Origin of the sequence: Buttiauxella agrestis ATCC 33320 (genome assembly GCF_000735355.1) — a bacterium.
GTDB classification, from domain to species: domain Bacteria; phylum Pseudomonadota; class Gammaproteobacteria; order Enterobacterales; family Enterobacteriaceae; genus Buttiauxella; species Buttiauxella agrestis.
Genome location: NZ_JMPI01000011.1, coordinates 70058 through 96129 on the forward strand (window position 1 = coordinate 70058; position 26072 = coordinate 96129).

Annotated in this window: 25 protein-coding genes and 1 other RNA gene; 11 read left to right on the top strand and 15 right to left on the bottom strand. The window is 51.6% G+C overall.

The window, feature by feature from the left end; all coding sequences use genetic code 11:
* Window positions 1–30: 30 nt before the first annotated feature.
* The 8 genes from kbaY to kbaZ all read right to left on the bottom strand — a co-directional run bounded on the left by kbaY (window position 31) and on the right by kbaZ (window position 7425).
* Window positions 31–909, bottom strand: coding sequence for a tagatose-bisphosphate aldolase subunit KbaY (kbaY, locus tag GBAG_RS01990; protein WP_034492983.1), 879 nt, complete (start codon window positions 907–909; stop codon window positions 31–33).
* A 12-nt stretch (window positions 910–921) separates the two neighbouring features.
* Window positions 922–2076, bottom strand: a complete 1155-nt coding sequence (locus GBAG_RS01995; RefSeq protein WP_034492985.1) for an SIS domain-containing protein — start codon at window positions 2074–2076, stop codon at window positions 922–924.
* A gap of 303 nt (window positions 2077–2379) precedes the next feature.
* Window positions 2380–3513: an N-acetylglucosamine-6-phosphate deacetylase gene (gene nagA, locus GBAG_RS02000; RefSeq protein WP_034492988.1), complete on the bottom strand. Its 1134-nt coding sequence runs from the start codon at window positions 3511–3513 to the stop codon at window positions 2380–2382.
* A complete protein-coding gene (gene agaF, locus GBAG_RS02005) occupies window positions 3510–3944 on the bottom strand; it encodes a PTS galactosamine/N-acetylgalactosamine transporter subunit IIA (protein WP_034492991.1) in 435 nt (144 codons plus the stop codon). The genes nagA and agaF overlap by 4 nt, the downstream gene beginning before the upstream one ends.
* A gap of 29 nt (window positions 3945–3973) precedes the next feature.
* A complete protein-coding gene (gene agaE / locus GBAG_RS02010) occupies window positions 3974–4849 on the bottom strand; it encodes a PTS N-acetylgalactosamine transporter subunit IID (RefSeq protein ID WP_034492993.1) in 876 nt (291 codons plus the stop codon).
* Complete coding sequence (gene agaW, locus GBAG_RS02015; RefSeq protein WP_034492995.1) at window positions 4839–5621, bottom strand: PTS N-acetylgalactosamine transporter subunit IIC; 783 nt, start codon at window positions 5619–5621, stop codon at window positions 4839–4841. The genes agaE and agaW overlap by 11 nt, the downstream gene beginning before the upstream one ends.
* Window positions 5622–5631: 10 nt before the next feature.
* Window positions 5632–6105: a PTS N-acetylgalactosamine transporter subunit IIB gene (gene agaV / locus GBAG_RS02020; RefSeq protein ID WP_034492996.1), complete on the bottom strand. Its 474-nt coding sequence runs from the start codon at window positions 6103–6105 to the stop codon at window positions 5632–5634.
* A gap of 18 nt (window positions 6106–6123) precedes the next feature.
* Window positions 6124–7425 carry a tagatose-bisphosphate aldolase subunit KbaZ gene (gene kbaZ, locus GBAG_RS02025; RefSeq protein ID WP_034492998.1) on the bottom strand — a complete coding sequence of 434 codons (1302 nt, stop codon included), beginning with the start codon at window positions 7423–7425 and terminating at the stop codon, window positions 6124–6126.
* Window positions 7426–7676: 251 nt separating this feature from the next.
* Here kbaZ and GBAG_RS02030 point away from each other — a divergent pair, with 251 nt between their 5' ends.
* The gene (locus tag GBAG_RS02030; RefSeq protein ID WP_034493000.1) at window positions 7677–8489 is read left to right on the top strand and encodes a DeoR family transcriptional regulator; all 813 of its coding nucleotides are present in this window, start codon (window positions 7677–7679) and stop codon (window positions 8487–8489) included.
* Window positions 8490–8540: 51 nt separating this feature from the next.
* On the opposite strand, the gene GBAG_RS02035 is transcribed toward GBAG_RS02030, so the two are convergent.
* The gene (locus GBAG_RS02035; protein WP_034493001.1) at window positions 8541–9935 is read right to left on the bottom strand and encodes an MFS transporter; all 1395 of its coding nucleotides are present in this window, start codon (window positions 9933–9935) and stop codon (window positions 8541–8543) included.
* A 136-nt stretch (window positions 9936–10071) separates the two neighbouring features.
* Between GBAG_RS02035 and GBAG_RS02040 the strand changes: the two genes are divergently transcribed.
* Window positions 10072–11001 carry a LysR family transcriptional regulator gene (locus tag GBAG_RS02040; protein ID WP_034493100.1) on the top strand — a complete coding sequence of 310 codons (930 nt, stop codon included), beginning with the start codon at window positions 10072–10074 and terminating at the stop codon, window positions 10999–11001.
* A 50-nt stretch (window positions 11002–11051) separates the two neighbouring features.
* Here the strand turns inward: GBAG_RS02040 and garD are convergent, their stop codons facing one another.
* Complete coding sequence (garD, locus tag GBAG_RS02045) at window positions 11052–12623, bottom strand: galactarate dehydratase (RefSeq protein WP_034493003.1); 1572 nt, start codon at window positions 12621–12623, stop codon at window positions 11052–11054.
* A gap of 397 nt (window positions 12624–13020) precedes the next feature.
* Between garD and GBAG_RS02050 the strand changes: the two genes are divergently transcribed.
* The 8 genes from GBAG_RS02050 (at window position 13021) to GBAG_RS02085 (ending at window position 22086) form a co-directional block, all read left to right on the top strand.
* Window positions 13021–14352 (top strand): MFS transporter, encoded by a 1332-nt coding sequence (locus GBAG_RS02050; protein ID WP_034493010.1) that lies wholly within the window; start codon window positions 13021–13023, stop codon window positions 14350–14352.
* Window positions 14353–14389: 37 nt separating this feature from the next.
* Window positions 14390–15160 (top strand): 2-dehydro-3-deoxyglucarate aldolase, encoded by a 771-nt coding sequence (garL, locus tag GBAG_RS02055; RefSeq protein WP_034493012.1) that lies wholly within the window; start codon window positions 14390–14392, stop codon window positions 15158–15160.
* A gap of 27 nt (window positions 15161–15187) precedes the next feature.
* On the top strand, window positions 15188–16078 hold the full coding sequence (gene garR, locus GBAG_RS02060) for a 2-hydroxy-3-oxopropionate reductase (protein ID WP_034493014.1): 891 nt from the start codon (window positions 15188–15190) through the stop codon (window positions 16076–16078).
* 57 nt (window positions 16079–16135) lie between these two features.
* On the top strand, window positions 16136–17281 hold the full coding sequence (garK, locus tag GBAG_RS02065; RefSeq protein ID WP_034493016.1) for a glycerate 2-kinase: 1146 nt from the start codon (window positions 16136–16138) through the stop codon (window positions 17279–17281).
* A gap of 42 nt (window positions 17282–17323) precedes the next feature.
* An RNA gene (rnpB, locus tag GBAG_RS21805) (RNase P RNA component class A) lies at window positions 17324–17702 on the top strand.
* Between the two features lie 104 nt (window positions 17703–17806).
* Window positions 17807–18904, top strand: a complete 1098-nt coding sequence (locus GBAG_RS02075) for an AAA family ATPase (RefSeq protein ID WP_034493019.1) — start codon at window positions 17807–17809, stop codon at window positions 18902–18904.
* A gap of 508 nt (window positions 18905–19412) precedes the next feature.
* Window positions 19413–20735, top strand: a complete 1323-nt coding sequence (locus GBAG_RS02080) for an SLC5/6 family protein (RefSeq protein WP_034493021.1) — start codon at window positions 19413–19415, stop codon at window positions 20733–20735.
* Between the two features lie 43 nt (window positions 20736–20778).
* A complete protein-coding gene (locus tag GBAG_RS02085) occupies window positions 20779–22086 on the top strand; it encodes an L-cysteine desulfidase family protein (RefSeq protein WP_034493023.1) in 1308 nt (435 codons plus the stop codon).
* A gap of 1 nt (window position 22087) precedes the next feature.
* Here the strand turns inward: GBAG_RS02085 and GBAG_RS22895 are convergent, their stop codons facing one another.
* Both GBAG_RS22895 and GBAG_RS02090 read right to left on the bottom strand, forming a co-directional pair.
* A complete protein-coding gene (locus GBAG_RS22895) occupies window positions 22088–22258 on the bottom strand; it encodes a hypothetical protein (RefSeq protein WP_167333321.1) in 171 nt (56 codons plus the stop codon).
* Between the two features lie 33 nt (window positions 22259–22291).
* A complete protein-coding gene (locus GBAG_RS02090; protein ID WP_034493102.1) occupies window positions 22292–22993 on the bottom strand; it encodes a pirin family protein in 702 nt (233 codons plus the stop codon).
* 106 nt (window positions 22994–23099) lie between these two features.
* Between GBAG_RS02090 and GBAG_RS02095 the strand changes: the two genes are divergently transcribed.
* Entirely contained in the window at window positions 23100–23990 is an 891-nt protein-coding gene (locus GBAG_RS02095; RefSeq protein WP_034493025.1) for a LysR family transcriptional regulator, read from the top strand.
* 98 nt (window positions 23991–24088) lie between these two features.
* Here the strand turns inward: GBAG_RS02095 and GBAG_RS02100 are convergent, their stop codons facing one another.
* The 3 genes from GBAG_RS02100 to GBAG_RS02110 all read right to left on the bottom strand — a co-directional run bounded on the left by GBAG_RS02100 (window position 24089) and on the right by GBAG_RS02110 (window position 26044).
* On the bottom strand, window positions 24089–24472 hold the full coding sequence (locus GBAG_RS02100) for a DUF805 domain-containing protein (protein WP_034493026.1): 384 nt from the start codon (window positions 24470–24472) through the stop codon (window positions 24089–24091).
* 104 nt (window positions 24473–24576) lie between these two features.
* Complete coding sequence (locus GBAG_RS02105; RefSeq protein ID WP_034493028.1) at window positions 24577–25569, bottom strand: glutathione S-transferase family protein; 993 nt, start codon at window positions 25567–25569, stop codon at window positions 24577–24579.
* A gap of 82 nt (window positions 25570–25651) precedes the next feature.
* Complete coding sequence (locus tag GBAG_RS02110) at window positions 25652–26044, bottom strand: DoxX family protein (protein ID WP_034493031.1); 393 nt, start codon at window positions 26042–26044, stop codon at window positions 25652–25654.
* Between the last annotated feature and the right edge of the window lie 28 nt (window positions 26045–26072).

Here is a 26072-nt window from a genome sequence, read left to right on the forward strand (position 1 = left end):
TTCGCAGGCAATACCCTGAAGGGAAAGGATTTAAAGCGTTGTTTCTGTTTCGAGAATTAATTTATTGGCAGAACCACAAACGGTGACTTTACTGCGTACCACATCTTTCATTGCGTCCATTCCAACGCGCATGTAGTAGCGTGGATCGTTGCCTTCCGGGTTATCGCTGAACCACTTTTTCACTGCCGCAGCAAAGGCGATTTTTAATTCGGTTGCCACGTTCACTTTGCACACGCCAAGCTCAATGGCGCGTCTGACAAATTCATCTGGCACATCGCTCGCGCCGTGCAGCACCAGCGGAATATCCACCACTTCGCGAATTTCGCCCAGGCGCTGGAAGTCAATTTTTGGGCGTTTAGTGTAAAGCCCATGAGCGGTGCCGATGGCTACCGCCAGGCTGTCGATCCCGGTGAGTTCGACAAAGCGACGTGCTTCTTGCGGATCGGTGAGGAAAGCGCTTTCTTCATCTACATCCATATCGTCTTCCACCCCGCCGAGACGGCCTAATTCGGCTTCGACACTGCAATCATTACGGTGGCAAAAATCGACCACTGATTTCACCAGGCGCACGTTTTCTGCCAGCGGGAAGTGACTGCCGTCAATCATGGCGCTGCGCACGCCAGCATTCACCTTGCGGCTAATATCGGCCAGCGATTCATGGTGATCCAAATGCAGCGCCAGTGGCATGTCATAGCTTTCGGAGTAGGCTTCGCACAACGCGTAGATCTCTTCAAACGCGATATGTTTAAAGGTGCCGGGCGTGCCAGCAAGAATGACCGGAGACTGCATCTCTTTGCAGACTTCCAGAATCGCCTGGATAGTTTCTGCGTTGTGAATATTAAACGCAGGTACGGCGTAGCCTCGAGCCTGCGCATCTTGCAGAAGATATTTAGTGGAAATAATACTCATGTTGTATTCCTCTCAGCCTTTCCACGGATGAATAATCACACCTTTCACAACACGGTTAACCGTGCCGCTGGCAGATGGCGTGTCAGGGGTAATGCCTGCTTTGATTGATTCGGTCAGTGCGAAAATCTGCGCATACATCAAGAAGCAGAAAGCCTGCTCGACGTCGATAAAATCGCGGGAAGGGGGCAGCCAGATGTGTGGCCCTGTTTCCACTTCAGGGCAAGGTGAAGCGCAGATAGCCACAACGCGTAGCGCCTGTTGATCACGACGCAGTTCAGCCAGCAAATCCAGGTCGTACTGGCGTGTGTATGGGTGGCTTGAGACAAAGACCACGACTAACGTTTCGTTATTGACCAGTGATTTTGGACCGTGGCGAAAACCCGTTGGGGAGTCATAAAACGCGGCTAATTTTCCTGCTGTTAGTTCGAGAACTTTCAGCGCGGATTCACGCGCAACACCCTGTAAACCGCCACTGCCGAGGTAGACGACACGTTTGAAAGGAAGGTCGCCAAACACGCTTTCGCTGAGGTCACATTGCGAGGTAATAATTTGTTCGCAGCGTTCGGCGACATCCTGGAAAGTAGCGCTATTGATGACGTCGGGCGCAAACACCGCAAGGCAGCTCGCCATCATGGTGGTAATACTGCTGGTCATCGCGAAACCGCGATCGTGGGTTTCTGGCGGCATTAACAATGCCAGCGAATTGCCACTGGTCGCGGCGTTTTGATACAGGCTACCGGCTTCGTTACAGGTAATTATCAGGTGGTAGCAGTCCTTCACGACCTGGTTGACTAAATCGACCGCCGCCACACTTTCCGGGCTGTTGCCTGAGCGTGCAAACGAAACCAGTAGCGTCGGCTCTTGCTCGGTTAAATAGTCCACCGGGTTGGTCACGAGGTCCGTGGTCGGCACGGCAACAAAATTTTTCCCGGTGTGGCGCGAAAGCCATGGCGTAATAATGTCGCCAATAAATGCGGAGGTTCCTGCACCCGTCAGGATGATTTTTAATGAGGTGTTTTGTAGCAAAGGCGCCAGGAACGCGTCGATGTTGCTACGTTGATGGCCAATATTTTTTAGTGACTGGATCCAGCTTGCCGGTTGTTGGCGGATCTCTTTTTCAGTCCAGGTTGATGTGCCGGAAAGACAGGCAGATTGGGTTTCGCTCATAACTCAGTCCTTAGCAGTGCAAGATCATCGGAAGTAGCACAAAGCAGTACAGGACAATCTTTCGTTTTGTTTCATTTACTCAACTTCATGCTTAAATAAAATCTATAGAAAAGAAAACGAAAGGTCAATGTAAGAAAAACAATAAAACGAAAAATGTGATCTCTAAATCGATATAATTTAATTAATTATTTGATTTAAATAGTAATATATAAAAAAATAATAGTGCTCGCAGATTTAATCGAAAGGAAAAGAAAGGTCTGCCACGGGGTGGTTAGCAGACCAAAACGGAGCACAATGAAAGAACTACAGGAGGACAGCCTGGCCGTTAATCCAGATGTTTTGCAGTAAAAGCTGCGGGTTAAGCGCATTCAGGTTGGCGCGTTTTCCCACCGCCAGGGAGCCAAGAGAGTTATCCAGGCCGAGCATTTTTGCAGGATGCAGCGAAGCCATGTGAATGGCATCTTCAGCGGTAACGCCAGCGCTGTTGACCAGATTGCGCACCGCCGCATCAAGCGAGAGCGTGCTTCCGGCAAGCCCGCCGCTTCCAGTTCTCACAATGCCATTTTGCATGGTCACTGGATGCCCACAAATCGAATAGTCGCCATCTGGCATTCCGGCGGCACTCATGGCATCGGTGATAAGCACAATTTGCGATTTCGCGCAGTGACAACAAATATTCATTACAGCAGGGTGAACATGGTGCCCATCGGCAATGAGTTCCAGCCACGCACGTTTATCGCTTAAACCCGCTCCCACCATGCCTGGATTACGATGGTGCAGGCCCGTCATGCCGTTAAAGCAATGCACCAGCCCGTCGGCTCCGGCATCAAACGCCATTATGGTTTCTTCATAACTGGCGGCACTGTGGCCAAGCATCACGCGCACATCACGACTTTTCAGATGCTTGATGGTTTCCAGCGCTGTGGGTTTTTCCGGTGCCAGAGCAACTACGCGCAAGGTGTTTTGCGATACCTCTATCAACCTGTCCAGCTCGGCAATATCTAACTCGCGGAACAATTCTGGCGGATGAGCGCCTTTGTTCTGCGGTGTAAAATACGGCCCTTCAAGATAGCTGCCCAGCACACTGGCTCCCTGTCCGCCGCGATAATAGCGCTGTGCAATTCGCTGCAATGCCCGCTCGATATCCGCAAGCGGAGCGGTAACGGTGGTGGGCAGCCAGCCACCCACACCTTCACGCGCTTTGTGTATTGCCAGCCGCTCGAGGACGCCGGGGTCGTCATCCATCACATCAACCCCGTCGCCGCCGTGAACATGAATGTCGATGTAAGCTGGGCAAAGCAGTTCAGCATCACGCGTCAGAGTGCCCGCAGGAATCGGCTCTATGGCGACAATCGTTTCGTTTTCAATGCGTAACTGATGATCGTCCAGCCAGCCTTGTTCGGTCAGAACACGCCTGGCGCGCAGCAGCGTGGTCATATTCCTTCCTCAACCGCCTGCGTTTCACGGTAACGCCCCATTTCATCGACCAGGCTGGTTAACCCACGATGGCCGCATTCCAGTGCCTGAAGACGAAACTCTTTACTGCTCAGGCCATCGCGCTCCAGCACCATTTCCAGCAGCAGTTGCAGGTTGATGCCGGTAATGACTTCACGCCCTGGCTTCTCTAGCGCCATGGTTGAAGCCACGCGGAACGGCGTGCCGCCGAGTAAATCGGTTAAAAAAACCAGGTCTTCACTTTCATCTAATGCGCCGATCGCTTCTTCAAACTGTGCCGTCAGGAGTGCTGTTGAAGAGGTTTCAGGGAAATCAATGGCGATAAATTGTTCCTGTTCACCGAGGATCTGCTTCATCGCTTTTTCCAGCCCGGTGGCAAAGCCACCGTGACCGCTGAGAATAATACTTAACATATTGTTTTATCTCGCTTACAGGGACTCATTTACAGGAAGTGGGCAAACTTCCCGACAACACCCAGAATGACCGTGATACCGATAAGGCGCAGTGGACTCCAGCCGCGGCGCACCAGTGCATACATGCACAGGGTATAAACCAGTGGCAAAAATGCTGGCATCAGTTTGTCGATAACATCAGTTTGCAGTTTTACCACCGCATCGCCGGCGGTGATTTCAAGTGTGGTAGAGAGGCGAACGTAAGTGGCTACCAGTGCGCCAATCACCGTCATCCCCACAATAGATGCGGCATGGCCGACTTTGCGAGTGTTGGCTTTGATCAATGGGATGGCGGCCACACCCATGCGGTAGGCGTAATGTGCCAGGCCAAAACGCAGGCCGAGATGCACGACGTTAAACAGTACGATGAAGATAACTGCGCCAAGTATCGAACCTTGTAAGGCCAGGCTTGCCCCGATACCGCCGCAAATAGGCAGCAGGGTCAGCCAGAACATGGCGTCGCCAATCCCGCCCAGCGGCGCACCGACGGCAATTTTCGTGCTCTGGATGCTGTTCACATCCTGCTTTGAGCGCTCCATCGCCAGGATAATGCCGATAACAAAGGTCACGAGGAATGGGTGAGTATTGAAGAATCCCATGTGACCTTTCATGGCGCGAGCCAGGTCGTTTTTGTTGGTATGGATTTTTTTCAGCGCGGGCAACAAACCGTAAAGCCAGCCGGATGCCTGCATACGTTCATAGTTAAACGACGCCTGTAACAGCATGGAACGCCATGCCACACGGTTAATATCCTGTTTAGTCAGTTCCGCACCAATACGCTGATCTTCATAGACATTATCATTTTTATCGACCTCGGCGGTGTCAGCGACGTTAACGCCTGGCAGAGTCTGTTCGTTAGATCCCATCTTCAAATTCCTCTTGCTTCACGTGTGTAGGTTGCTGCGGTGCCGGGTCTTTGCGTAAGAAATCAATCAGCGCCATGGCTAATGCTGCGGCGGCAATGGCCAGCACTGGCAGTTTCAGCCAGGCGGCAGCCACGAAGCCGAGAATGAAATAAGGAATGTAGACATTCTTCATCATTATTTTCAGCAACACGGCAAAACCGATGGCTGGCATGATGCCGCCCGCCACACCGAGGCCGTCAATCAGGCGAGCAGGTAGCAAGTCGATAGCGGTTTTGGCGTGTTCCGCGCCGAAATAAATGGGCAGGAAGGCGCACAAGAAATAGAAGATACCGAGTGCGAGTAATGCCAGGTAATTCACGCGTTCAATGCCGTCGGTGTCGGCGTTGGCCGCCATGCGATCGCAGCGCGCCATCACGCCGGACATAATTGAGAACAGGAAGGTAATCCCCATTTGCACGGCCACGGCGAACGGCACCGCAACACCCACTGCGACTTCAGGTTTTACACCTGTTGTGATGGCAAATGTGGTGCCAACAATGGTGCCGATAATCACGTTAGGTGGCTGTGCGCCTGCCAATGGTGCAAGGCCCATCCACACCAGTTCCAGCGTACCGCCACATAAAATACCGGTATGAAGATCGCCAAGAATCAAGCCAACCAGCGGCCCCAGGACGACAGGGCGGTGCATATGAGTCAGGCCGTTGAACATATCCAGACCCGCAATAAAGGCCAGAATACCCAACGCTAACGCCTGTAATAAGCTAATTTCCATAGAAAATCCCTCAGAGGAGTTTGTAGAGATCCTGCGCGGATTCCGTCGGCACACCCTGAACAAAACATTCCACTCCGGCCTTTTGTAGGCCATCAAAAGCGGCAATATCCTGGTCATCTATAGAGACGGTTTTCGCGATTTGTTTTTTGCCTTCTGCGTAGTGCATGTTGCCGACGTTGATCCGCGAAACAGGCACATCACCTTTTACTAACGTCAGAAAATCATTAGGGTTTTTGCAAACCAAAAGGATCTTCTGGCGGTCGGCTGCGCGGTGAATATTGTCGATAACTTTTTGCAGCGACCAGAAACGCACGGCAATTCCTTCCGCCAGAACCATCTCCATCAAATTTTGCTGTACCGTATCTTCGGCAACTTCGTCGTTAGCCACGAGGACGAGGTTTGCTCCGGAAAATCCGACCCATTGAACGCCTACCTGGCCGTGAATCAGTCGCTCATCAATGCGGCTTAATACAATGTTTGGCATGTTTTTTTCCTCTTATTATCATTGTGTTAATGGAGATTGCTGTGTGCCATGGCAGGCACAATGGTACTGATGCAACACGTCCTGGATATGGTCGATAATCAGCTCATGCGGCGTGGCCGCGATTTTTCCTTCACGGACCTTAGCGTATTGAAGTGGCAGATACTGACTGATGAGCGGCAAAGGAATAGATTCACCGGCCAGATTAGTAACAAGGTTTGAATATGCTTCGTCAATCTCACGATCCGGCCAGTAATAGCGGACGCGGTCAGAGAAGCTGTAGCCACGTGCCAGACGGCAGTCGCTGGTATTGCCGTGATAATGGTGTTTCCAGTATTCGGGCTGTTCGAGCATGACGTTTTCCAGCACTTCCCGAAGACCTGAGCATTTATGTACCGGGCGTAGTTCATGCTCGATAGCGGCCAGTGAGAACAGCGCTTCACGGAGTGCGAAGGTCAGCGCCGGGCCGACTTTCAGAATCGCAAAGTGGTTCTGAACCAGCTGCTGCAATGCCTGCGGGGTCTGGTAATCGGTGGAATGCGCTTCAAACACCAGGGTGTCGAACGCTTCAATCATCTGACTCAGGAAAAGTGATTTTTCCGGCTGATAATCGATAACTTGCGTGTGGTCGAACTCAACGCCTGGCTGAACGACCAGGCCAATGATCCGCGGCCAGATATCCCTTAAACCTTGTAATTCAAAAGCGTGACGGTGAGCTTCCAGTGTGGCTTTTGCGGCCTGCGGTGTTGTCACCGCGAGTTCCGCCAGCGTTTCGTGCGCGCCGCCGGGAACCGGAACTTCAGTGCCGATAACGTAAACTAAATCGGACTCGCCGAATTTCTCAGCACAGGTTTGTTCGGCAATTTTCGCCAGTCTTGCGGCGCGCATCGCAACAATAGTATCGGTCAACGGCACCGGGTCATCAGCGCAGGACATACTGCAATCGAGATGGATCTTTTTAAAACCTGCGGCGACATAGTAACGAATCAACTCATCTGCATTGCGCATGGCTTCTTCTGCGTTCAGTCCCTGCCAGCGGTTTGGGCCAAGGTGATCGCCGCCCAGAATCAGGTTTTCGTGTGGAAAGTGATACTGGTCTGCCATTGACTCAACAAACTCGCGGAAGTGTTGCGGCGTCATTCCGGTGTAACCGCCATGCTGATCGACCTGGTTGGACGTCGCTTCAATCAATAAGAGAGATTTGGCTTCTCTTGCATGGCGCATTGCCGCTTCGAGAACCATTGGGTGAGCGGAACAGACGGCAAAAATGCCACATCGTGAGTCCTGTTTATGGTCGGCCACAAACGCGGTTAAATGTTTCACTTTCCTCTCCGTATGAGTTGGGGAACTATTTGTCTTTCGATTTGTTTCATTTAATAGTGGTGTATCGTGCGATAAAAACAAAACGAAAGATAATAGAATTGCGATCTGTTTCGCAAAAGAAACATAATGAAAGCCTATTTGACACGACAACAGTGAATGCAGCAGGCGATGTAAAGGCTTGCTTTCCGCGAAAAGAAAGGTGTTAATAGGCGAAGTGAAATGAAACGAAAGGTTTTATGAAAGGATCTATTATGAGCAATACCGACGCAGCAACGGACAAGCGTGTAACAGGTACAAGTGAAAGACGCGAACACATTATTCAGCGTCTTCGCCAGCAGGGAAGTGTGCAGGTTAATGATCTCTCTTCATTTTTTGGTGTTTCGACGGTGACGATCCGTAACGATCTGGCTTTCCTTGAAAAGCAGGGCGTGGCGGTGCGTGCTTACGGCGGGGCGCTGGTCTGCGATTCAGGGACGGCGGCGGTTGAACCGACGGTTGAAGATAAAAGCTCTCTGAATACCTCGCTGAAACGCAGCATCGCGCGCGCGGCGGCAGATCTTATTAAACCGGGCCACCGCGTTATTCTTGACTCCGGCACCACGACTTATGAAATTGCGCGCCACCTGCGCAACCATAAAGAAGTCATCGCCATGACTAACGGTTTGAACGTGGCGAATGCATTGCTTGAAGCAGAAGGCGTGGAATTGCTGATGACCGGCGGGCATTTGCGCCGCCAGTCGCTGTCATTCTACGGCGATCAGGCCGATCAATCGCTGCAAAACTATCACTTCGACATGCTATTCCTCGGCGTTGATGCCATCGATCTTGAACGCGGTGTCAGCACGCATAATGAAGATGAAGCGCGACTCAACCGCCGCATGTGTGAAGTGGCTGAACGCGTAATTGTAGTCACGGACTCTACGAAATTTAACCGCTCCAGCCTGCATAAGATCATTGATACCCAACGGATCCATATGGTGATCACCGACGCGGGTATTCCTGAAGAGAGCCTGAAGGGGCTGCGTAAAGGCGGCATTGAAGTCGTTTTGGTGGGCGAAGCCTAATCGTATAAGCGGTGGATGGCGCTTGCGCTTATCCACCCTACTTAACTCATCTCACCCCGCCGCTAATTTATATCCCCGCAACCGACTCACACTCAGCACGATAGCTAACACCGTCGCAATCACCGCCAGCCATAGGCTGATATGTATGGCGCTGCTCTGCGCATAAATCGACATCAACACGCCAACAAAGGCAGCACCCAGGCACTGACCAAAGGTGCGCATAATCGCCAGCACGCCTGAGGCGTAGCCGCTGTTTTCGCGTGAGGCATTGGACAGCATTTCTCGGTTGTTCGGGCTTTGGAAGCAGCCAAAACCGATGCCGCATAACAGGCTACGCAGGCAGATATCCCACGCCTGAGCGTGTTCCGGGAGCATCGCCAGTAATGCCAGGCCAACCGCAAAAATACTCAAGCCAATGGTGGAAATGATCGCCGCTGAATAGCGGTCGGCAAGGCGCCCGGCATGGGGTGCGGCCAGAATGATGCCGATGGGCCACGGTGTGAAAAGCAGTGCTGAAACCAGCGCGCTGTAACCGTAAACGCTCTGAAACAGGAAGGGCAGTGCGATAAAGGTTATTCCCTGGCTGACAAAAGACGCCAAAGAAGTGAGCGCGGCCAGCGAAAATCGGGAAGAGGCAAAAATGTTGAGCGGCAGCAGCGGTTTTGTTGCGCGGCGTTGAACCCAGACGAACGCCATTCCGGTGAATATTGCGATGCCACCATAAATCAATGCGGTTATCAGGTCGCTATTTCCCTGATGTGTAAAAGCATCGGCGGCCATCACCAGTGCGCCTAACGCAACGGCGGAAAGCACAGCTCCTGCGTAATCAAACGGTTCACGCTTTAACGCCGGATTATGTGGCACCACACGCAAGGCGAGTAGCATCGCGATAATGCCCAGTGGAATGTTAATCGCAAACAGCCATTGCCAGCTCAATGTCGAGAGTATGGTTCCCCCGAGAATGGGCGCGATAGCGGTGCTGGTGCCTATCAATAAGGCATTGAGACCAAGGACGCGCCCTAACAGGCGGTTAGGGAAAACCGAGCGCAGAATGGCCGGGCCAATACTTAACGTGGCAGCCCCGCCAATCCCTTGTAAGACGCGCATGGCGATTAACATATCCAGTGATGTCGATAACGCACAACCCACAGAGGCGAGCGTGAAAACGCTCAGGCCAAAAATGAAAACGGAGCGGAACCCGAGGCGGCTGGAAAGTGCGGCGAAGATCGCCAGCGTCATTGCCGCCGATAGCAGGTAGCCATTCGCCACCCAGACGGTAGCGCCAACGGAGGCGTTAAGTGACCGGGCGATCTGCGGCAGCGCGATGTTAATCATCGAGCCGTCGAACACCACCATTGCCGCCATTGTCATGACGGCAGCCATCGCTAAACCACGCTCGAAGCCGGGTAAACCTTCATCGCCGGGTTGACTGGAAAATAACGCCATTTGTGGAAACTCTATTTTACGGGTTGATAGCGGAAATATAGCGGTGTATTAGATATGGCGGAAGGCGCAGCATTTGCACTTTAAAGATGCATGAAACGCCTTCTCTCATTTTCAATGACGAGTGACCATGCTGAATATGAATGAACCCGATTTGAACTTACTCATTGCGCTTGATGTGCTTCTGGCTGAAGGAAGTGTGGCGGGTGCTGCGCGTCGTTTGGGACTCAGCGCGTCGGCCATGAGTCGTACGTTAAGCCGCCTGCGCAATACTACGGGTGACCCTTTACTGGTGCGCGCCGGGCGCAATATGGTGCTCACACCTTACGCAGAGGAGATTCGGCCGCGTACGCAAAACGCAGTGTTTGAGGCCCGTGCGATTCTGCGTCCGGCAAAAGCCGCGCTCAATCTTGCTACGCTTGAGCGCCGTTTCACCCTGCGCACCAATGCGGGATTCATCGAGATTTTTGGTGCCGCGTTGATTGCGGCGGTGGCCACTGTCGCACCTTTCGTGCAACTGCGTTTTATGCCTAAACCGGAGAAAACGGCGAAGTATTTACGCGAGGGGCAGATTGATTTTGAAGTCGGCGTACTCGGGGAAATGGGGCCAGAAATTCGTATTACGGCGTTGTATCGCGACAAGTTCGTCGGTGTGGTCAGAAAGGATCATCCGCTTGAGCAAGAAAGTGAAATTACCCCTGCGAGGTATGCTGCGTTGGGGCATGTGGTGGTGTCGCGTCACGATCGCGGAATCGGCCCGGTTGATATGCTGCTGGCAGAGCTGAATTTAGAACGCAAGATTGCCGCGTTGGTGCCGGGTTTTCCTGCTGCGTTAGCAGTGGCTCAGGCGTCTGATTTAGTGGCTTTGGTGCCAGCGACTTTCTTGCTCAATCAGCCGGGGTTATATGGCAATTCCGGGGAAGCGCGGCTTCATGTTTTTGAGCTGCCGGTGAAAACCAATGAGATTACGGTGTCGTTGATGTGGCACCCGCGTTCGGAAGCAGATCCGGCGCATCGCTGGCTGCGGCAGTTGGTGTTGCAGGTTTGCCGCGAGAAAGTGCCGGGATAGCGGTTGTAGGGCGGATAAGCGTTAGCGTCATCCGCCATTTGTGAATCAAATCAGGTCACTGGTGCCGGGTTGAAAACGGCTAATGCGTTGTGAAGCCCCCACTGATCCGAGAAGGTTTTCTTGCGTCCGCTCGCCACATCCAGAATAAATTTGAACAACTCCCAGCCGACATCCTCAATGGTCGCCTCACCGGTGGCGATGGTGCCTGCGTTGATATCCATTAAGTCGTACCAACGGTTTGCCAGTGCGGTGCGGGTGGCCATTTTAATCACCGGGACTGCCAGCAAGCCGTATGGCGTTCCGCGACCGGTAGTGAACACTTGCACTGTAATGCCGGAAGCCACCTGCTGTGTGCCACAAACGAAATCACTGGCTGGTGTGGCGGCGTAAATCAGGCCGCGTTTGGTTGGGCGTTGACCTGGCGAAAGCACTTCGACAATCGCGCTCTGGCCAGATTTAGCAATGGAGCCGAGGGCTTTTTCCACCACGTTGGCCAGGCCGCCTTTTTTGTTGCCTGGAGAGGGGTTGGCGCTACGGTCGGTTTTGCCCATGTCCAGATAGTTATCATACCATTCCATCTCTTCGAGCAGACGCTTGCCGACTTCTTCGTTGATGGCACGTGGCGTTAACAGGTGGATGGCATCGCGCACTTCCGTCACTTCCGAGAACATGACTGTTGCGCCGCAGCGCACTAATAAATCTGATGCGTAACCGACCGCCGGGTTTGCGGTCACGCCGGAGAACGCATCGCTGCCGCCGCACTGCATACCGACAACCAGTTCTGATGCCGGGCAGGTTTCGCGCTGGCGTTTGTTCAGATTGGCGAGATGGCGCTCGGCGACGTTAAGAATGTCATCGACCATTGATTTAAAGCCGACGTGGTGTTCGTCTTGCAGACGCACAATACTGGCGTCGCCAACATTAATCGGCTGCACGTCATCGGTGCCTTCCAGCAGGCGCTCCGGTTGCAACTTCTCGCAGCCGAGGCCAATGACCATAATTTCGCCACCAAAATTCGGGTTCAGGGCGATGTTATGGATGGTGCGAATGGGAATGACTGCCGCAGGTGCGTTGATCGCCACACCACAGCCGTACAGGTGATTCAGCCCGACCACGCCGTCCACATTGGGGTATTTCGGCAGTAAATCACGTTCAATAATTTTGATGACGTAATCCACCACGCCTGCGACGCAATGCACGCTGGTGGTGATGCCAAGCAGGTTTTTGGTGCCGACGCTGCCATCCGCGTTGCGATAGCCTTCAAAAGTGTAGCCTTCCAGCGGTGGCAATGGCTCAGGCACTTTGGTCGCTAATGGCAGGGTGTGAAGCGGTGGGGCTTTTGGCAATTCCACCAATGATTCGTCAATCCAGCTACCGCGTGGAATATCCCTTACTGCGTAGCCGATCACTTCCCCATAACGAATGATTTCACCGTGGGCAGGAATATCGACCAGAGCGGCTTTGTGACCTTGCGGGATATGTTCGATGAGTTCCAAACCATCCGGGAAACGCGTACCCGCTTTCAGGCCATTGTCATTAACAATAATAGCGACATTATCTGTCTCATGAACTTTTATATAAAACGACCCAGGGGGTTGTTGTTTAATTTCTATATTTGACATCGTCGCTATTCTCCAGAATCAACCTGAATGTTAATTAAATAATTTTCTAATCGTGATTGTCTCACAAGCTAAATAAAGAATGTCAGGACACGAGAAATAAAAATGTGACGTTGATCACTTAATATCATGACGCCATATTGCATAGGGGGAGCAATCTATAAAATTGTGCAATACACCCCACAAACATGTGCATAGGTTTAACTATTAGATGTTTTTAATGTTATCTATTGTGCATATGCCTAATGTCCATTTGTTCTGTGCTGGCTATACTGTGTTGCGAATGACAAACACCAGGTAAATTTCCAGAGCGGTATTATCCGAACAAATATTCGTGAGATAACGCTTTATATAAATAAAAAATCCTTGAATTAAGTACCCGCAACAGAGGATGTAGAAAATGATTTTAGATACAGCTGTGGAAGCAAAAAAAGGGAAGCACACCCGCTACTTAATATTATTAATTATATTTATTGTGACGACGATTAACTATGCCGATCGCGCTACTCTTTCTATTGCGGGTACTGAAGTTGCTAAAGAATTACAGCTCAGTGCAATCTCAATGGGCTATATTTTCTCAGCTTTCGGCTGGGCTTACCTGCTGATGCAAATCCCTGGCGGATGGTTACTTGACCGCTACGGTTCGAAGAAAGTGTATACCTACAGTCTGTTCTTCTGGTCGCTGTTTACGTTCATGCAAGGTTTTGTGGATATGGTGCCGCTGGCGTATGCGGGTATTTCCATGTTCATCATGCGCTTTATGCTCGGTTTCTCCGAGGCGCCATCATTCCCGGCTAACGCCCGTATTGTGGCGGCCTGGTTCCCAACCAAAGAACGCGGTACTGCTTCTGCGATTTTTAACTCCGCACAGTATTTCTCCCTGGCACTGTTCTCTCCATTACTCGGCTGGCTGACCTTCGCATGGGGTTGGGAGCATGTCTTTACAGTGATGGGCGGAATCGGTTTTGTGCTGACTTTCCTGTGGGTGAAGTTTATTCACAACCCAACTGACCACCCTCGTATGTCTAAAGAAGAACTGGACTACATCACGAAAGGTGGCGCCGTGGTTGATATGGACCACAAAAAACCAGGTGCAGTGGTTGAAGGGCCAAAACTTCATTACATCAAGCAGTTGCTGACTAACCGCATGATGCTGGGCGTGTTCTTCGGTCAGTACTTTATCAATACCATCACCTGGTTCTTCCTGACATGGTTCCCGATTTACCTGGTGCAAGATAAAGGTATGTCGATTCTGAAAGTAGGCATGGTTGCTTCCATCCCGGCGCTGTGTGGTTTCGCCGGTGGCGTGTTGGGCGGCGTGTTCTCTGATTCGTTAATCAAACGCGGTTACTCACTGACCGTAGCTCGTAAGATACCGATTGTGCTCGGGATGCTACTCGCTTCCACCATCATTTTGTGTAACTACACCGATAGCACGGCACTGGTTGTCACGCTGATGGCATTCGCTTTCTTCGGTAAAGGTTTCGGTGCGCTGGGTTGGCCGGTTATCGCGGATACGGCACCAAAAGAGATGGTTGGCCTGTGCGGTGCAGTATTCAACGTGTTTGGTAACGTAGCGTCTATCGTGACTCCACTGGTGATTGGTTACCTGGTTTCTGAACTTCACTCCTTCAATGCGGCGCTGATCTTTGTTGGCTGTTCGGCGCTGATGGCAATGGTTTGTTATCTGTTCGTAGTGGGTGACATTAAACGTATGGAATTGCAGAAGTAATTCACTCAACGGATAACTGGATAAATAAGGGCAACAGATGAATACCAACGTTTTCCCCAATAAATTCAAAGCAGCGCTGGCAGCACACCAGACGCAAATTGGTTGCTGGTCAGCGCTGGCAAACCCTATCAGCACCGAAGTGCTGGGCCTGGCCGGGTTTGACTGGATTGTGCTGGATGGCGAACATGCGCCAAACGATATCACCACTTTTATTCCACAACTGATGGCGTTAAAAGGCAGCGAAAGTGCGGCAGTGGTTCGTGCGCCAACCAACGACCCGGTGGTCATCAAGCGTTTGCTGGATATCGGTTTCTACAACTTCCTGATTCCGTTTGTTGAAACTCAGGAAGAGGCGGCGCTGGCAGTGTCTTCAACCCGCTATCCGCCAGAAGGCATTCGCGGCGTGTCCGTTTCTCACCGCGCCAATATGTTTGGCACCGTGCCGGATTATTTTGCGCAGTCGAATAAGAACATCACGATTCTGGTGCAAATCGAGAGCCAGCAGGGCGTGGACAACGTTGATGCGATTGCCGCAACAGATGGCGTGGACGGGATTTTTGTTGGCCCAAGCGACCTGGCGGCGGCATTAGGACATTTAGGAAATGCCTCGCATCCGGAAGTGCAGCAATGCATCAAACACATCTTTGCCCGTGCTAAAGCTCACGGTAAACCGGCTGGCATTCTGGCTCCGGTTGAAGCCGACGCGCGTCGTTATATGGAATGGGGCGCCACCTTTGTGGCTGTGGGCAGTGATTTAGGCTGCTTCCGTTCAGCAACCCAGAAATTGGCTGATTCCTTTAAAAAATAACCACCACCTGAAAAGAGAGACTGAATTATGACACTGAAAGTTGGGTTTATTGGCCTTGGCATCATGGGCAAACCAATGAGTAAAAACCTCATCAAAGCCGGTTATTCACTGGTGGTTGCCGACCGTAATCCAGAGGTGATTGCTGAAATTATCGCAGCCGGTGCAGAAACTGCTGCTACCCCGAAAGAGATTGCCGAGCAGTGTGATGTGATTATCACCATGCTGCCAAACTCCCCGCACGTGAAAGAAGTGGCGCTGGGCGAAAACGGCATTATCGAAGGGGCAAAACCGGGCACCGTGGTTATCGACATGAGTTCGATCGCACCGCTGGCGAGCCGCGAAATTAGCGAAGCGCTGAAAGCCAAAGGCATCGACATGCTGGATGCGCCAGTGAGCGGCGGCGAGCCAAAAGCGATTGAAGGCACCCTATCTGTAATGGTTGGCGGCGACAAAGCGATTTTCGACAAGTATTACGACCTGCTGAAATCTATGGCTGGTTCCGTGGTGCACACCGGTGATATCGGCGCAGGCAACGTCACCAAACTGGCAAACCAGGTGATTGTGGCGCTGAACATTGCGGCGATGTCTGAAGCACTGGTGCTGGCGACCAAAGCAGGTGTAAACCCAGAATTAGTCTTCCAGGCGATTCGTGGCGGCCTTGCGGGCAGCACCGTTCTGGAAGCGAAAGCGCCAATGGTTCTGGATCGTAACTTCAAGCCAGGTTTCCGCATCGATCTGCACATTAAAGATTTGGCAAACGCACTGGATACTTCCCACGGCGTGGGCGCGCAACTGCCACTGACGGCGGCGGTCATGGAAATGATGCAGGCGCTGCGTGCAGACGGCCACGGTAACGATGACCACAGCGCAATCGCGTGCTACTACGAAAAACTGGCGAAAGTAGAAGTCAGCAAATAAAGAGATGGGCACCTCTGGTGCCCGATTTTCTCGGCACTTTTTTGGCATGGACACACTATGAAAATCGTAATCGCACCCGACTCTTATAAAGAAAGCCTCTGCGCGGTTGATGTGGCTAAAGCCATTGAAAAAGGTTTCCGCGAAATATTTCCTGATGCGGAATATATATCGGTCCCGGTTGCAGATGGCGGGGAAGGTACGGTCGATGCCATGATCAGTGCCACGCAGGGCAGGAAAATTACCACAACGGTGACTGGCCCGTTGGGCGAGCCGGTGAGCGCCTATTGGGGAATGTCTGGTGACGGTAAAACCGCGTTTATCGAAATGGCAGAAGCCAGTGGTTTAGCGCTGGTGCCGATTGAGGAACGCAACCCTCTGATTACCACGTCGCATGGAACCGGAGAGCTGATTTTGCGCGCTCTGGATAACGGTGCGCGCAACATTATTATTGGCATCGGCGGCAGTGCGACCAATGATGGTGGCGCGGGCATGGTGCAGGCGCTGGGGGCCAAACTGTGCGACGCGACAGGCAAAGAGATTAGCCACGGCGGCGGCAGTTTAATGAGTTTAAACAGCATTGATGTGTCAGGACTCGACGGTCGGCTGGCGGATTGTGTGATCAACGTGGCCTGTGATGTCACCAATCCACTCATTGGCGACAATGGTGCTTCGCGCGTTTTCGGGCCGCAAAAAGGGGCCAGTGAAGCGATGATAGTTGAGCTAGACGCCAACCTTGCTCACTTTGCTGATGTGATTAAAAAAGACTTACATGTTGATGTGAAAAATGCAGAAGGTGCCGGAGCAGCAGGCGGTATGGGCGCTGCATTAATGGCATTCCTCGGCGCAGATTTACGCAGCGGCGTAGAGATCGTGACCGAAGCACTACATCTTGAAGAGCATATTCACGACTGTTCGCTGGTGGTGACGGGTGAAGGGCGCATGGACAGCCAGAGCATTCGTGGCAAAGTCCCGGTGGGCGTGGCTGCGGTCGCCAAAAAGTACCACAAACCGGTGATTGGGATCGCCGGTTCGCTGACCAGTGATGTCGCTATTGTTCATCAGTACGGCATTGATGCTGTGTTTAGCGTGCTCAATAGTATCGGCACATTGGAAGACGCGCTGAAAAATGCATTCGATAATATTTATCGTGCCTCGCGTGATATTGCAGCAACCGTTGAGATTGGGATGAACATCACTCGTTAAGCATGCGTGACATGGGGGGGCAAACCCTCTATAATCCGCGCCGAAGCTGACCAGACAGTCGCCGCTTCGTCGTCGTCCTCCTTCGGGGGGAGACGGGCGGAGGGGAGGAAAGTCCGGGCTCCATAGGGCAGGGTGCCAGGTAACGCCTGGGGGGGAAACCCACGACCAGTGCAACAGAGAGCAAACCGCCGATGGCCCGCGCAAGCGGGATCAGGTAAGGGTGAAAGGGTGCGGTAAGAGCGCACCGCGCGACTGGTAACAGTTCGTGGCACGGTAAACTCCACCCGGAGCAAGGCCAAATAGGGGTTCACAAGGTACGGCCCGTACTGAACCCGGGTAGGCTGCTTGAGCCAGTGAGCGATTGCTGGCCTAGATGAATGACTGTCCACGACAGAACCCGGCTTATCGGTCAGCTTCAACCATTCAACAATAACCCCGCTTCGGCGGGGTTTTTGTTTTTGGGTTGGGATGAGCGCAAACAATTGCCATAATACGACTCTCGCCATCACCGGATCCCACACCGCCATGATCAAGTCCCTGTACATCGACAATTACCGCTCAGTGCGCAAACTCTCCATCGATCTCGGTCGCCTGAACGTCGTTTTCGGCCCGAATGGCTGCGGAAAATCCAACATTTATAAGGCGATTCACCTGATTCACGGTGCTGCAACCGGGCAGCTTTCACACTGGTTGTCAGATGAGGGTGGGATCCAGAAGGTTATGTGGGCAGGCTCCCGCGCCAAAGGCTATGCCAGCGCGCCTCGGCGGATGACGCTTGCGGTGGATACCGACGATTTCGAGTACGAATTGCAGGTCGGATTCCCAGATAAACTGCCGTATCCGACCATGTTCGATCTCGATCCTATCGTGAAAGAGGAGCAAATCTGGCTGAGTGGTTTTCGTCGCCGCCCTTCGTCATCCATTATGCATCGCCGCAACCAGGCGGTTTTTCTCAACGATGTCAACGGCGAGAAAGTGACGCATGCAGCGACGCTTTACGAAAATGAATCGTTATTTGGTCAATTGGGCGAACCGCATCTTTATCCGGAAGTCTCCAGCGCTAGAGAAACGTTACGCAACTGGCGCTTTTATCACGAATTCGACATTACTAAAGGTGCGGGTCTGCGTTTGCCGCAGGTGGGTTATCGCTCGCCCGTTTTGTCTGGAGACGGTTTGAATCTGGCCGCGGCCTTCCAGACCATCGTTGAGATTGGCGATAGCGAATTGCTGTTCGAGGTGTTGGCTGAGGCGTTTCCGGAATGCCTGTTTTTCTGTGATAACAGCAATGGGCGTTTCCAGATGATGATGCACCGGCAGGGTATTAATCGCCCGCTGGAGTCAGCTGAGTTTTCTGACGGCACGCTGCGATTTCTCTGCCTGACTGTGGCATTACTCAGTCCGCGTCCGCCACGTTTTATTGCCTTGAATGAGCCGGAAAACAGCCTGCATCCGCAGATGCTGCCTGCGCTGGCTCGCCTGATTGCCGAAGCGAGTCGTTACACGCAAATCTGGCTCACCAGCCATTCGCCTGAACTGGCGACACTTATCGAAAAACACACACCATTTACGCTCTACCAACTGGGGATTGAGAACGGGGAAACTTGCGTTAACCGTCTCTCGTGATCGTTAACTGTATGGAAATGTCTTAATAGCAGTGAAAAAATCTCAACCTTAACCTTATTGAAACAATAATCAGAGGTTCGTGCTAAAGCTCTGCCAGAGTGTGAAGTGCATCAAAATACATTTGGTCTAATGTCACAGGCTATTAACCTCGCTTGTTGCGTCAGCTCACATTGCCTTGTTGAGAATCAATTCCGCTTTAGGGAAACAATTGAAAGAAAATCTTTTAAAAACAACAAATTAAGATATTACTCAAACAGCTTTGATAATTATTTCCTACTCAAAATGCAAAACGTGAATCAAAACTGAAGATATTTCTCTGAATGGAGAATTATTTACTCTTTTATCCCGAATGTGCAGAGTGAGTAGCAAATTTTTTCTCCTCCGCTCGCGCTATTCTTTTTACATTCGAATAAGACCAGAAAACACATCTCAGGTTTTTAATGGTCTGGAAAATCACTCTGTAATTAACACTCACAATTAAAACCTACACATTAAAGCGAGCATTTTTATGGAAACAGGAAGCATTACTGCCGTTAATATTCCGGCATCGAATCGCGCAGGAATGACGGAAAGTGAATGGCAAGCCGCCACCAAATTTGACAGCACTGATGTCGGCTGGATTATTATGAGTATTGGCATGGCAATTGGGGCGGGAATAGTATTTTTACCCGTTCAGGTTGGGTTGATGGGATTATGGGTTTTCCTTCTTTCCTCGATAGTCGGCTACCCAGCCATGTATCTGTTTCAGCGTTTATTTATTAATACGCTGGCGGAATCCCCGGAGTGTAAAGATTACCCGAGTGTGATAAGCGGTTATTTGGGTAAAAACTGGGGGGTATTATTGGGTTTACTCTACTTCATTATGCTGGTTATCTGGATGTTTGTTTACTCCACGGCCATCACTAATGACAGCGCCTCTTATTTACATACCTTTGGCGTCACGGAAGGGCTGCTATCGGATAATCCCTTCTACGGCCTGGTGCTGATTTGTATTCTGGTCGCCATCTCATCGCGCGGTGAAAAGCTCTTATTTAAAGTTTCAAGATACATGGTGCTAACCAAGCTTTTAGTCGTCGCCGCACTGGGTGTTTCAATGGTCGGGATGTGGCACTTGTATAACGCAGGCACGCTGCCGCCCATGGGCTTGCTGCTGAAGAATGCGATTATTACGCTGCCCTTTACGCTGACGTCTATTCTGTTTATCCAGACGCTTAGCCCGATGGTTATCTCGTACCGTTCTAAAGAAAAATCACGCGAAGTGGCTCGTTTTAAAGCGCTGCGTGCGATGAATATCGCTTTCGGTATTCTGTTTGTGACCGTGTTCTTTTATGCCGTCTCTTTCACTCTGGCGATGGGGCATGACGAAGCGGTAAAAGCGTATGAACAAAATATTTCAGCGTTGGCTATTGCCGCCCAGTTTATTAACGGAAATGCCGGTGCATGGGTCACAGTGGTCAGCGTGATATTAAATATCTTCGCTGTTATGACCGCCTTCTTTGGGGTTTATCTCGGGTTCCGTGAAGCCACCCAAGGTATCGTGATTAATATTCTGCGTCGTAAAATGCCTGCGGAAAAAATTAATGAGAAATGGGTACAGCGCGGAATTATGGTTTTCGCCATATTACTGGCGTGGAGTGCGATTGTACTGAATGCCCCGGTATTAAGTTTTACCTCAATCTGTAGCCCAATATTTGGCATGGTTGGGTGCTTAATTCCAGCGTGGCTGGTCTATAAAGTCCCGGCATTGCATAAATATAAAGGTGTCTCACTGGTCATTATTGTTATCACTGGCCTCTTATTGTGTATTTCTCCATTCCTTGCATTCTCCTGAGTGCAGGCGTGTGTTTTCTGGATATAAGCGTTAAGGCTAAAAAATGGCAAATTCTTCAATTAACCCGGCATGGGCTGAACTCATCCTTGCTGTGAAACAAAATGTGAAGCCCGCAGTGGGCTGCACAGAACCTATTTCGCTGGCGCTGGCAAGCGCATTGGCCGCCTCGCATCTCGCGGGGCCAGTGATACGCATCGAGGCTCGCGTTTCACCGAATCTAATGAAAAATGGTATGGGTGTTACCGTTCCGGGAACCGGGATGGTCGGCCTGCCTATCGCTGCCGCGGTGGGTGCGCTCGGGGGCGACCCGCTTGCGGGACTGGAAGTGCTCAAAGGCGCGCCGGTTGAGGCGATTGCCGCCGCGAAGTTACTGTTGGCGCGTGGTGATGTGAAGGTCAGCATTCAACAACCGTGCGATGAGATTTTATATACCTGTGTGACGGTATTTACCGCCAAAGAGTCGGCAACGGTGGTCATCGCGGGCGAACACACGCGAGTCATCAGAATCGAGAAAGACGGTGATGTGCTGTTTGATGCCGCTGAAGATTGCCAGGTAGAAGGGAAGGCGCAAACCTGCTCTATGGAAAAGGTAAGTCTTGAGCAGATTGTTGAGTTTGCGCAGTGTGTCCCCTTTGATGAGATTGGTTTTATTCTCGATGCGGCCTTGTTGAATAACGAGCTTTCCCGTGAAGGTTTGCGGGCGCAGTACGGTTTGCATATCGGTTCGACGTTACAGCGCCAGCTGGATCGTGGCCTGATGGCAAAGGATCTGTTGAGCGATATTATGATTCGCACTGCCGCCGCTTCTGATGCGCGTATGGGAGGCGCGTGTCTTCCGGCAATGAGCAACTCAGGATCTGGCAATCAGGGTATCGCCGCAACAATGCCGGTGGTTGTCGTGGCTGAACATCTCGCCTGTGACAGTGAAAAACTGGCGCGGGCGCTGATACTGTCGCATCTGACGGCGATTTATATTCACCATCAGTTGCCGTCACTCTCTGCGTTATGCGCGGCAACTACCGCAGCAATGGGGGCGGCGGCAGGGATCACCTGGTTAATCGACGGCAGCTACAAGAGTATCTCAATGGCTATCAGCAATATGATTGGTGATGTTAGCGGGATGATTTGTGATGGTGCTTCAAACAGTTGCGCGATGAAAGTGTCTACCAGCGCCGCTTCGGCATGGAAAGCGGTGCTGATGGCGCTCGATAATACGTCGGTCAGCGGAAATGAAGGGATCGTTGCTCACGATGTGGAGCAGTCGATCCGTAATCTTTGTGCCCTGGCAAGCCAGGCGATGCAGCACACCGATCGTCAGATCATTGCGATAATGGCGAATAAGGTCGCGTAATTCAGAGGCTGGCTTCTTCTTCCGCCAGCCGTACATCTGCTTCGACAACAATCGCTTCCAGTTCGTTGAGCATCTCGTCGTAACTCAGCTCGACATCAGCGGTTGTTGTCGCAACCACAACCGCTGACACTGCTTTTTTGGTCGTTTTCTTCGTCGATGATTTCTTGCTCACGGATAACTCCTGTTGGTCCATTCCTGATACTGGTCAGACCGGTAAATCTATCAGTAATGCTCGCAATGGGGTATCTGCAACCAGCGTAATGTTAGCCTCGTCACGGATAAAAGCACCATCGCCACAGGTCAGCCCTTCTTTTTCCTCGGTGGCGGTGACCGCGTGAACGGTTCCGTGAATCGACTGCAAATAAGCGCGTGGCCCATGTAACTGGAAACTCAACTGCTGACCTTTTTCCAGTTCAATCTGGTGAATCCACACTTGCTGGCGCAGTTGCAGGCTGTCATTGCGTCCATCAGGTGAGGCCAGTAATTGCTGCGGCCCATCTGAAAGCGTGAGTTTTTGTACCAGCGGGTTTTCGCGCTCCGGGCAGGCATCTAACCACAGCTGCATGCGCGTGAGAGATTGCTCTTTGCTGAGGTTATGCTCGCTGTAACTCAGCCCCGGTTGAGTCGAAAGCAGTAAGGCTTCACCCGCTTTGGCCTGAACGTGGTTGCCTTCGCTGTCGCGATATTCCGCTTCACCTTCGAGAATCAGATTAAGAATATCGACCTTTGGATAGGTACGCGGCTGGAACGATGCGCCGGGCGCTAACACTTCCTGGTTGAGAACGCGCAATGAAGCATAGCCCAGCAATTTCGGGTCGAAATAGTGACCGAAGGAAAACGTATAGCGGGCTTGCAGCCATCCATAGTCCGCTTTCCCACATTGTTTGGCAGTTCTTGGCGTAATCATAATTTTTTGACCTCTTTTTACACTATGACCATGGTAAAACTCTGGACGCTTCATTGTTAGCCAGTTAATCTGCTTGGTATGTTCAAATTTCCTGAATGAGAACGAGATGGCTAAAGAGAGAGCATTGACGCTGGAAGCATTGCGGGTCATGGATGCCATTGACCGACGCGGAAGTTTTGCCGCAGCCGCTGATGAGCTGGGGCGCGTGCCGTCGGCACTGAGTTACACCATGCAGAAACTGGAAGAAGAGCTGGATGTCGTACTGTTTGACCGTTCAGGCCATCGCACCAAATTTACTAACGTCGGGCGCATGTTGCTCGAACGCGGGCGAGTTTTGCTCGAAGCGGCTGAAAAACTCACTACCGATGCGGAAGCGCTGGCGCGCGGTTGGGAAACGCATCTCACCATTGTGACCGAGGCGCTGGTGCCTACGGCGAAACTGTATCCGTTAGTAGAAAAGCTAGCCGACAAAGCCGACACGCAGCTTTCGATTATTACAGAAGTGCTGGCAGGTTCGTGGGAGCGTTTAGAGCAAGGGCGTGCGGATATCGTGATTGCGCCGGATATGCATTTTCGTTCGTCGTCAGAAATTAACTCGCGCAAGTTGTACAAAATATTGAGCGTGTATGTCGCGGCACCTGATCACCCGATCCACAACGAGCCGGAGCCACTTTCGGAAGTCACACGTGTGAAATATCGCGGTATTGCGGTCGCGGATACGGCGCGTGAACGCCCGGTCATCACGGTGCAGTTGCTGGATAAACAGCCGCGCCTGACGGTGAGCAGCATGGAAGATAAACGCCAGGCGCTGCTGGCAGGTTTGGGTGTGGCGACGATGCCTTATCCTCTGGTGGAGCAGGATATTGCCGAGGGACGTTTGCGCGTGGTGAGTCCTGAATATACCAATGAAATTGACATTATTATGGCGTGGCGACGCGATAGTATGGGTGAGGCGAAAGCCTGGTGCTTGCGTGAAATTCCAAAATTATTGAAGTAGTGGGTATGCCCTCACCCCGGCCCTCTCCCTGAGGGAGAGGGGGAAAACCGGACAATTCCCTCTCCCTCAGGGAGAGGGGTGGGGTGAGGGGAAAAGTATTATTCGCTAACGAGCCGGGTATCTAATGCTTTCGGGTCGGAACCAAAGCGATTCTCACCCGGCGTGCCGTTCTGGCAGTTAAACGCCAGAATAATCAGCCAGCCGACAATCGGGATTAACAGCAACAACAGCCACCATGCTGAACGATCGGTATCGTGCAGGCGGCGGAACTGCACGGCCCAGTAAGGCAGGAATATCAGCACACCATAAATGGTCGTGAGCAGACCTTCATCTTTCGCAATCCGCAGCCCTAACATTTTGTCCAGAATGCTCAATACGCCAGTCAGCACAAGGTTGACGAGGATGAACATCCAGAACTCTTTACGGCGCGCACGTCCACTGAAGCCAACATAATTTCTTAATACTTTGAAATACCAATCCATTTTTAGCCTGCCTTAAAAGTAATCAATTACTTGATCTGTAAGCGATCTAATTCAAGAATAGCCGTGAATGGATTTTACGTAAATCATAGCTTGGGTGAATTTTATCAACCCTGGTTAAACCGCTCGTCGCGCCCGTGTGGCTCATTTAAATCCTGAGCAGGCCCGATAGAAATAATGCCGGTTGGGTTAATGGTTTTGTGGCTGCGATAATAATGGTTACGGATATGTGCGAAATCGACGGTCTCCGCAATGCCAGGCATCTGATAAATATCGCGCAGGAACCCGTAGATATTCAGGTAATCGCTAATGCGGTGTTTGTCGCATTTAAAATGTGTGACATAGACCGGGTCGAAACGCACCAGTGTTGTCCACAGGCGAATATCGGCCTCTGTGAGCTGGTTGCCCGTTAAATAACGATGCTGACCGAGGATTTGCTCGACGCGCGCCAGGGATTCAAACACTTTGGTCACGGCTTCGTCGTAGGCTTCTTGCGAAGTGGCAAAACCTGCTTTATACACACCGTTATTGATGGTGTCGTAAATCCAGCCATTCAGCTCGTCAATCTTGCCGCGTAATGCCGTTGGGTAGTAATCCCCGGCGCGAGCGCCTTTGGCATCAAATGCAGTATTTAGCATACGGATGATTTCAGCGGATTCGTTGCTGACAATCGTCTGCGTTTTCTTATCCCATAAAACGGGAACGGTGACGCGCCCGGTGTAATCGGGGTCGGCTTGCAGATAAAGCTGATAAAGATATTCGTGCTGATACAAGCCATCGCCGGTGGCATTCGGGAAATCGTCGTCAAACGTCCAGCCATCTTGCAGCATTAGCGGGTTAACCACGGATACAGAAATGAAAGACTCGAGGCCTTTCAAGGCGCGCATGATTAACGTGCGGTGCGCCCAGGGGCAGGCGAGGGAAACATACAGATGGTAGCGGTCTTTCTCAGCGGAAAAACCACCTTTACCGCTCGGGCCCGGCTCACCATCTGCGGTCAGCCAGTTACGAAATGCTGACTCCGAACGTTTGAAGCTGCCACCGGTCGATTTGGTGTCATACCAGACATCGTGCCAGACGCCGTCAATTAGCTGTCCCATGTTTTCATTCCTCTTCGTAGACGTTAAAAACAAAAAAGCGAAGGGATTAACCTTCGCTTTTAGTGAAACTAAGTATAGAGCCTTACCAGTTTTTCTTCAGCAGGCGGTCGATGCTGTATGCACCCGGTCCGAAGATTGCCAGCAACAGATAACCACCGGCAATGGTGAAGTTCTTCATAAACATGGTTGAGTTCATGCCCTGGCTGAAATCACCGTGGAACAAGAATGCTGTCAGAATCGTGAATACCGCGGTAATAATCGCTGTAGTACGAGTAAAGAAACCGAACAGAATCGCCAGGCCGCCGCCAAACTCAAGCAGAATGGTCAGTGGCAGTAAGAACCCCGGAACGCCCATCGCTTCCATATATTGTTGAGTGCCGGCATAACCATTAATTTTGCCCCAGCCTGCAACGATGAACAGAATCGGCATCAGGACACGAGCTAACAGTACACCTGCATCATCTAATTTTTTCATTTTACTCTCCAGCGAATCTCTTGTGGGT

What these genes read in the sequence shown, in the direction of transcription:
- garK (WP_034493016.1), top strand. Translation starts at nt 16,136, where the DNA reads ATGAAAATCGTAATCGCACCCGACTCTTATAAAGAAAGCCTCTGCGCG.
- GBAG_RS02080 (WP_034493021.1), top strand. Translation starts at nt 19,413, where the DNA reads ATGGAAACAGGAAGCATTACTGCCGTTAATATTCCGGCATCGAATCGC.
- GBAG_RS02035 (WP_034493001.1), bottom strand. Translation starts at nt 9,935, where the DNA reads ATGGCGTTATTTTCCAGTCAACCCGGCGATGAAGGTTTACCCGGCTTC.
- GBAG_RS02030 (WP_034493000.1), top strand. Translation starts at nt 7,677, where the DNA reads ATGAGCAATACCGACGCAGCAACGGACAAGCGTGTAACAGGTACAAGT.
- agaF (WP_034492991.1), bottom strand. Translation starts at nt 3,944, where the DNA reads ATGTTAAGTATTATTCTCAGCGGTCACGGTGGCTTTGCCACCGGGCTG.
- garD (WP_034493003.1), bottom strand. Translation starts at nt 12,623, where the DNA reads ATGTCAAATATAGAAATTAAACAACAACCCCCTGGGTCGTTTTATATA.
- agaV (WP_034492996.1), bottom strand. Translation starts at nt 6,105, where the DNA reads ATGCCAAACATTGTATTAAGCCGCATTGATGAGCGACTGATTCACGGC.
- GBAG_RS02100 (WP_034493026.1), bottom strand. Translation starts at nt 24,472, where the DNA reads ATGGATTGGTATTTCAAAGTATTAAGAAATTATGTTGGCTTCAGTGGA.
- GBAG_RS02090 (WP_034493102.1), bottom strand. Translation starts at nt 22,993, where the DNA reads ATGATTACGCCAAGAACTGCCAAACAATGTGGGAAAGCGGACTATGGA.
- nagA (WP_034492988.1), bottom strand. Translation starts at nt 3,513, where the DNA reads ATGACCACGCTGCTGCGCGCCAGGCGTGTTCTGACCGAACAAGGCTGG.
- GBAG_RS02085 (WP_034493023.1), top strand. Translation starts at nt 20,779, where the DNA reads ATGGCAAATTCTTCAATTAACCCGGCATGGGCTGAACTCATCCTTGCT.
- GBAG_RS02095 (WP_034493025.1), top strand. Translation starts at nt 23,100, where the DNA reads ATGGCTAAAGAGAGAGCATTGACGCTGGAAGCATTGCGGGTCATGGAT.
- agaE (WP_034492993.1), bottom strand. Translation starts at nt 4,849, where the DNA reads ATGGGATCTAACGAACAGACTCTGCCAGGCGTTAACGTCGCTGACACC.
- kbaY (WP_034492983.1), bottom strand. Translation starts at nt 909, where the DNA reads ATGAGTATTATTTCCACTAAATATCTTCTGCAAGATGCGCAGGCTCGA.
- garR (WP_034493014.1), top strand. Translation starts at nt 15,188, where the DNA reads ATGACACTGAAAGTTGGGTTTATTGGCCTTGGCATCATGGGCAAACCA.
- GBAG_RS02050 (WP_034493010.1), top strand. Translation starts at nt 13,021, where the DNA reads ATGATTTTAGATACAGCTGTGGAAGCAAAAAAAGGGAAGCACACCCGC.
- GBAG_RS01995 (WP_034492985.1), bottom strand. Translation starts at nt 2,076, where the DNA reads ATGAGCGAAACCCAATCTGCCTGTCTTTCCGGCACATCAACCTGGACT.
- GBAG_RS02110 (WP_034493031.1), bottom strand. Translation starts at nt 26,044, where the DNA reads ATGAAAAAATTAGATGATGCAGGTGTACTGTTAGCTCGTGTCCTGATG.
- GBAG_RS02040 (WP_034493100.1), top strand. Translation starts at nt 10,072, where the DNA reads ATGAATGAACCCGATTTGAACTTACTCATTGCGCTTGATGTGCTTCTG.
- garL (WP_034493012.1), top strand. Translation starts at nt 14,390, where the DNA reads ATGAATACCAACGTTTTCCCCAATAAATTCAAAGCAGCGCTGGCAGCA.
- agaW (WP_034492995.1), bottom strand. Translation starts at nt 5,621, where the DNA reads ATGGAAATTAGCTTATTACAGGCGTTAGCGTTGGGTATTCTGGCCTTT.
- GBAG_RS02075 (WP_034493019.1), top strand. Translation starts at nt 17,807, where the DNA reads ATGATCAAGTCCCTGTACATCGACAATTACCGCTCAGTGCGCAAACTC.
- GBAG_RS02105 (WP_034493028.1), bottom strand. Translation starts at nt 25,569, where the DNA reads ATGGGACAGCTAATTGACGGCGTCTGGCACGATGTCTGGTATGACACC.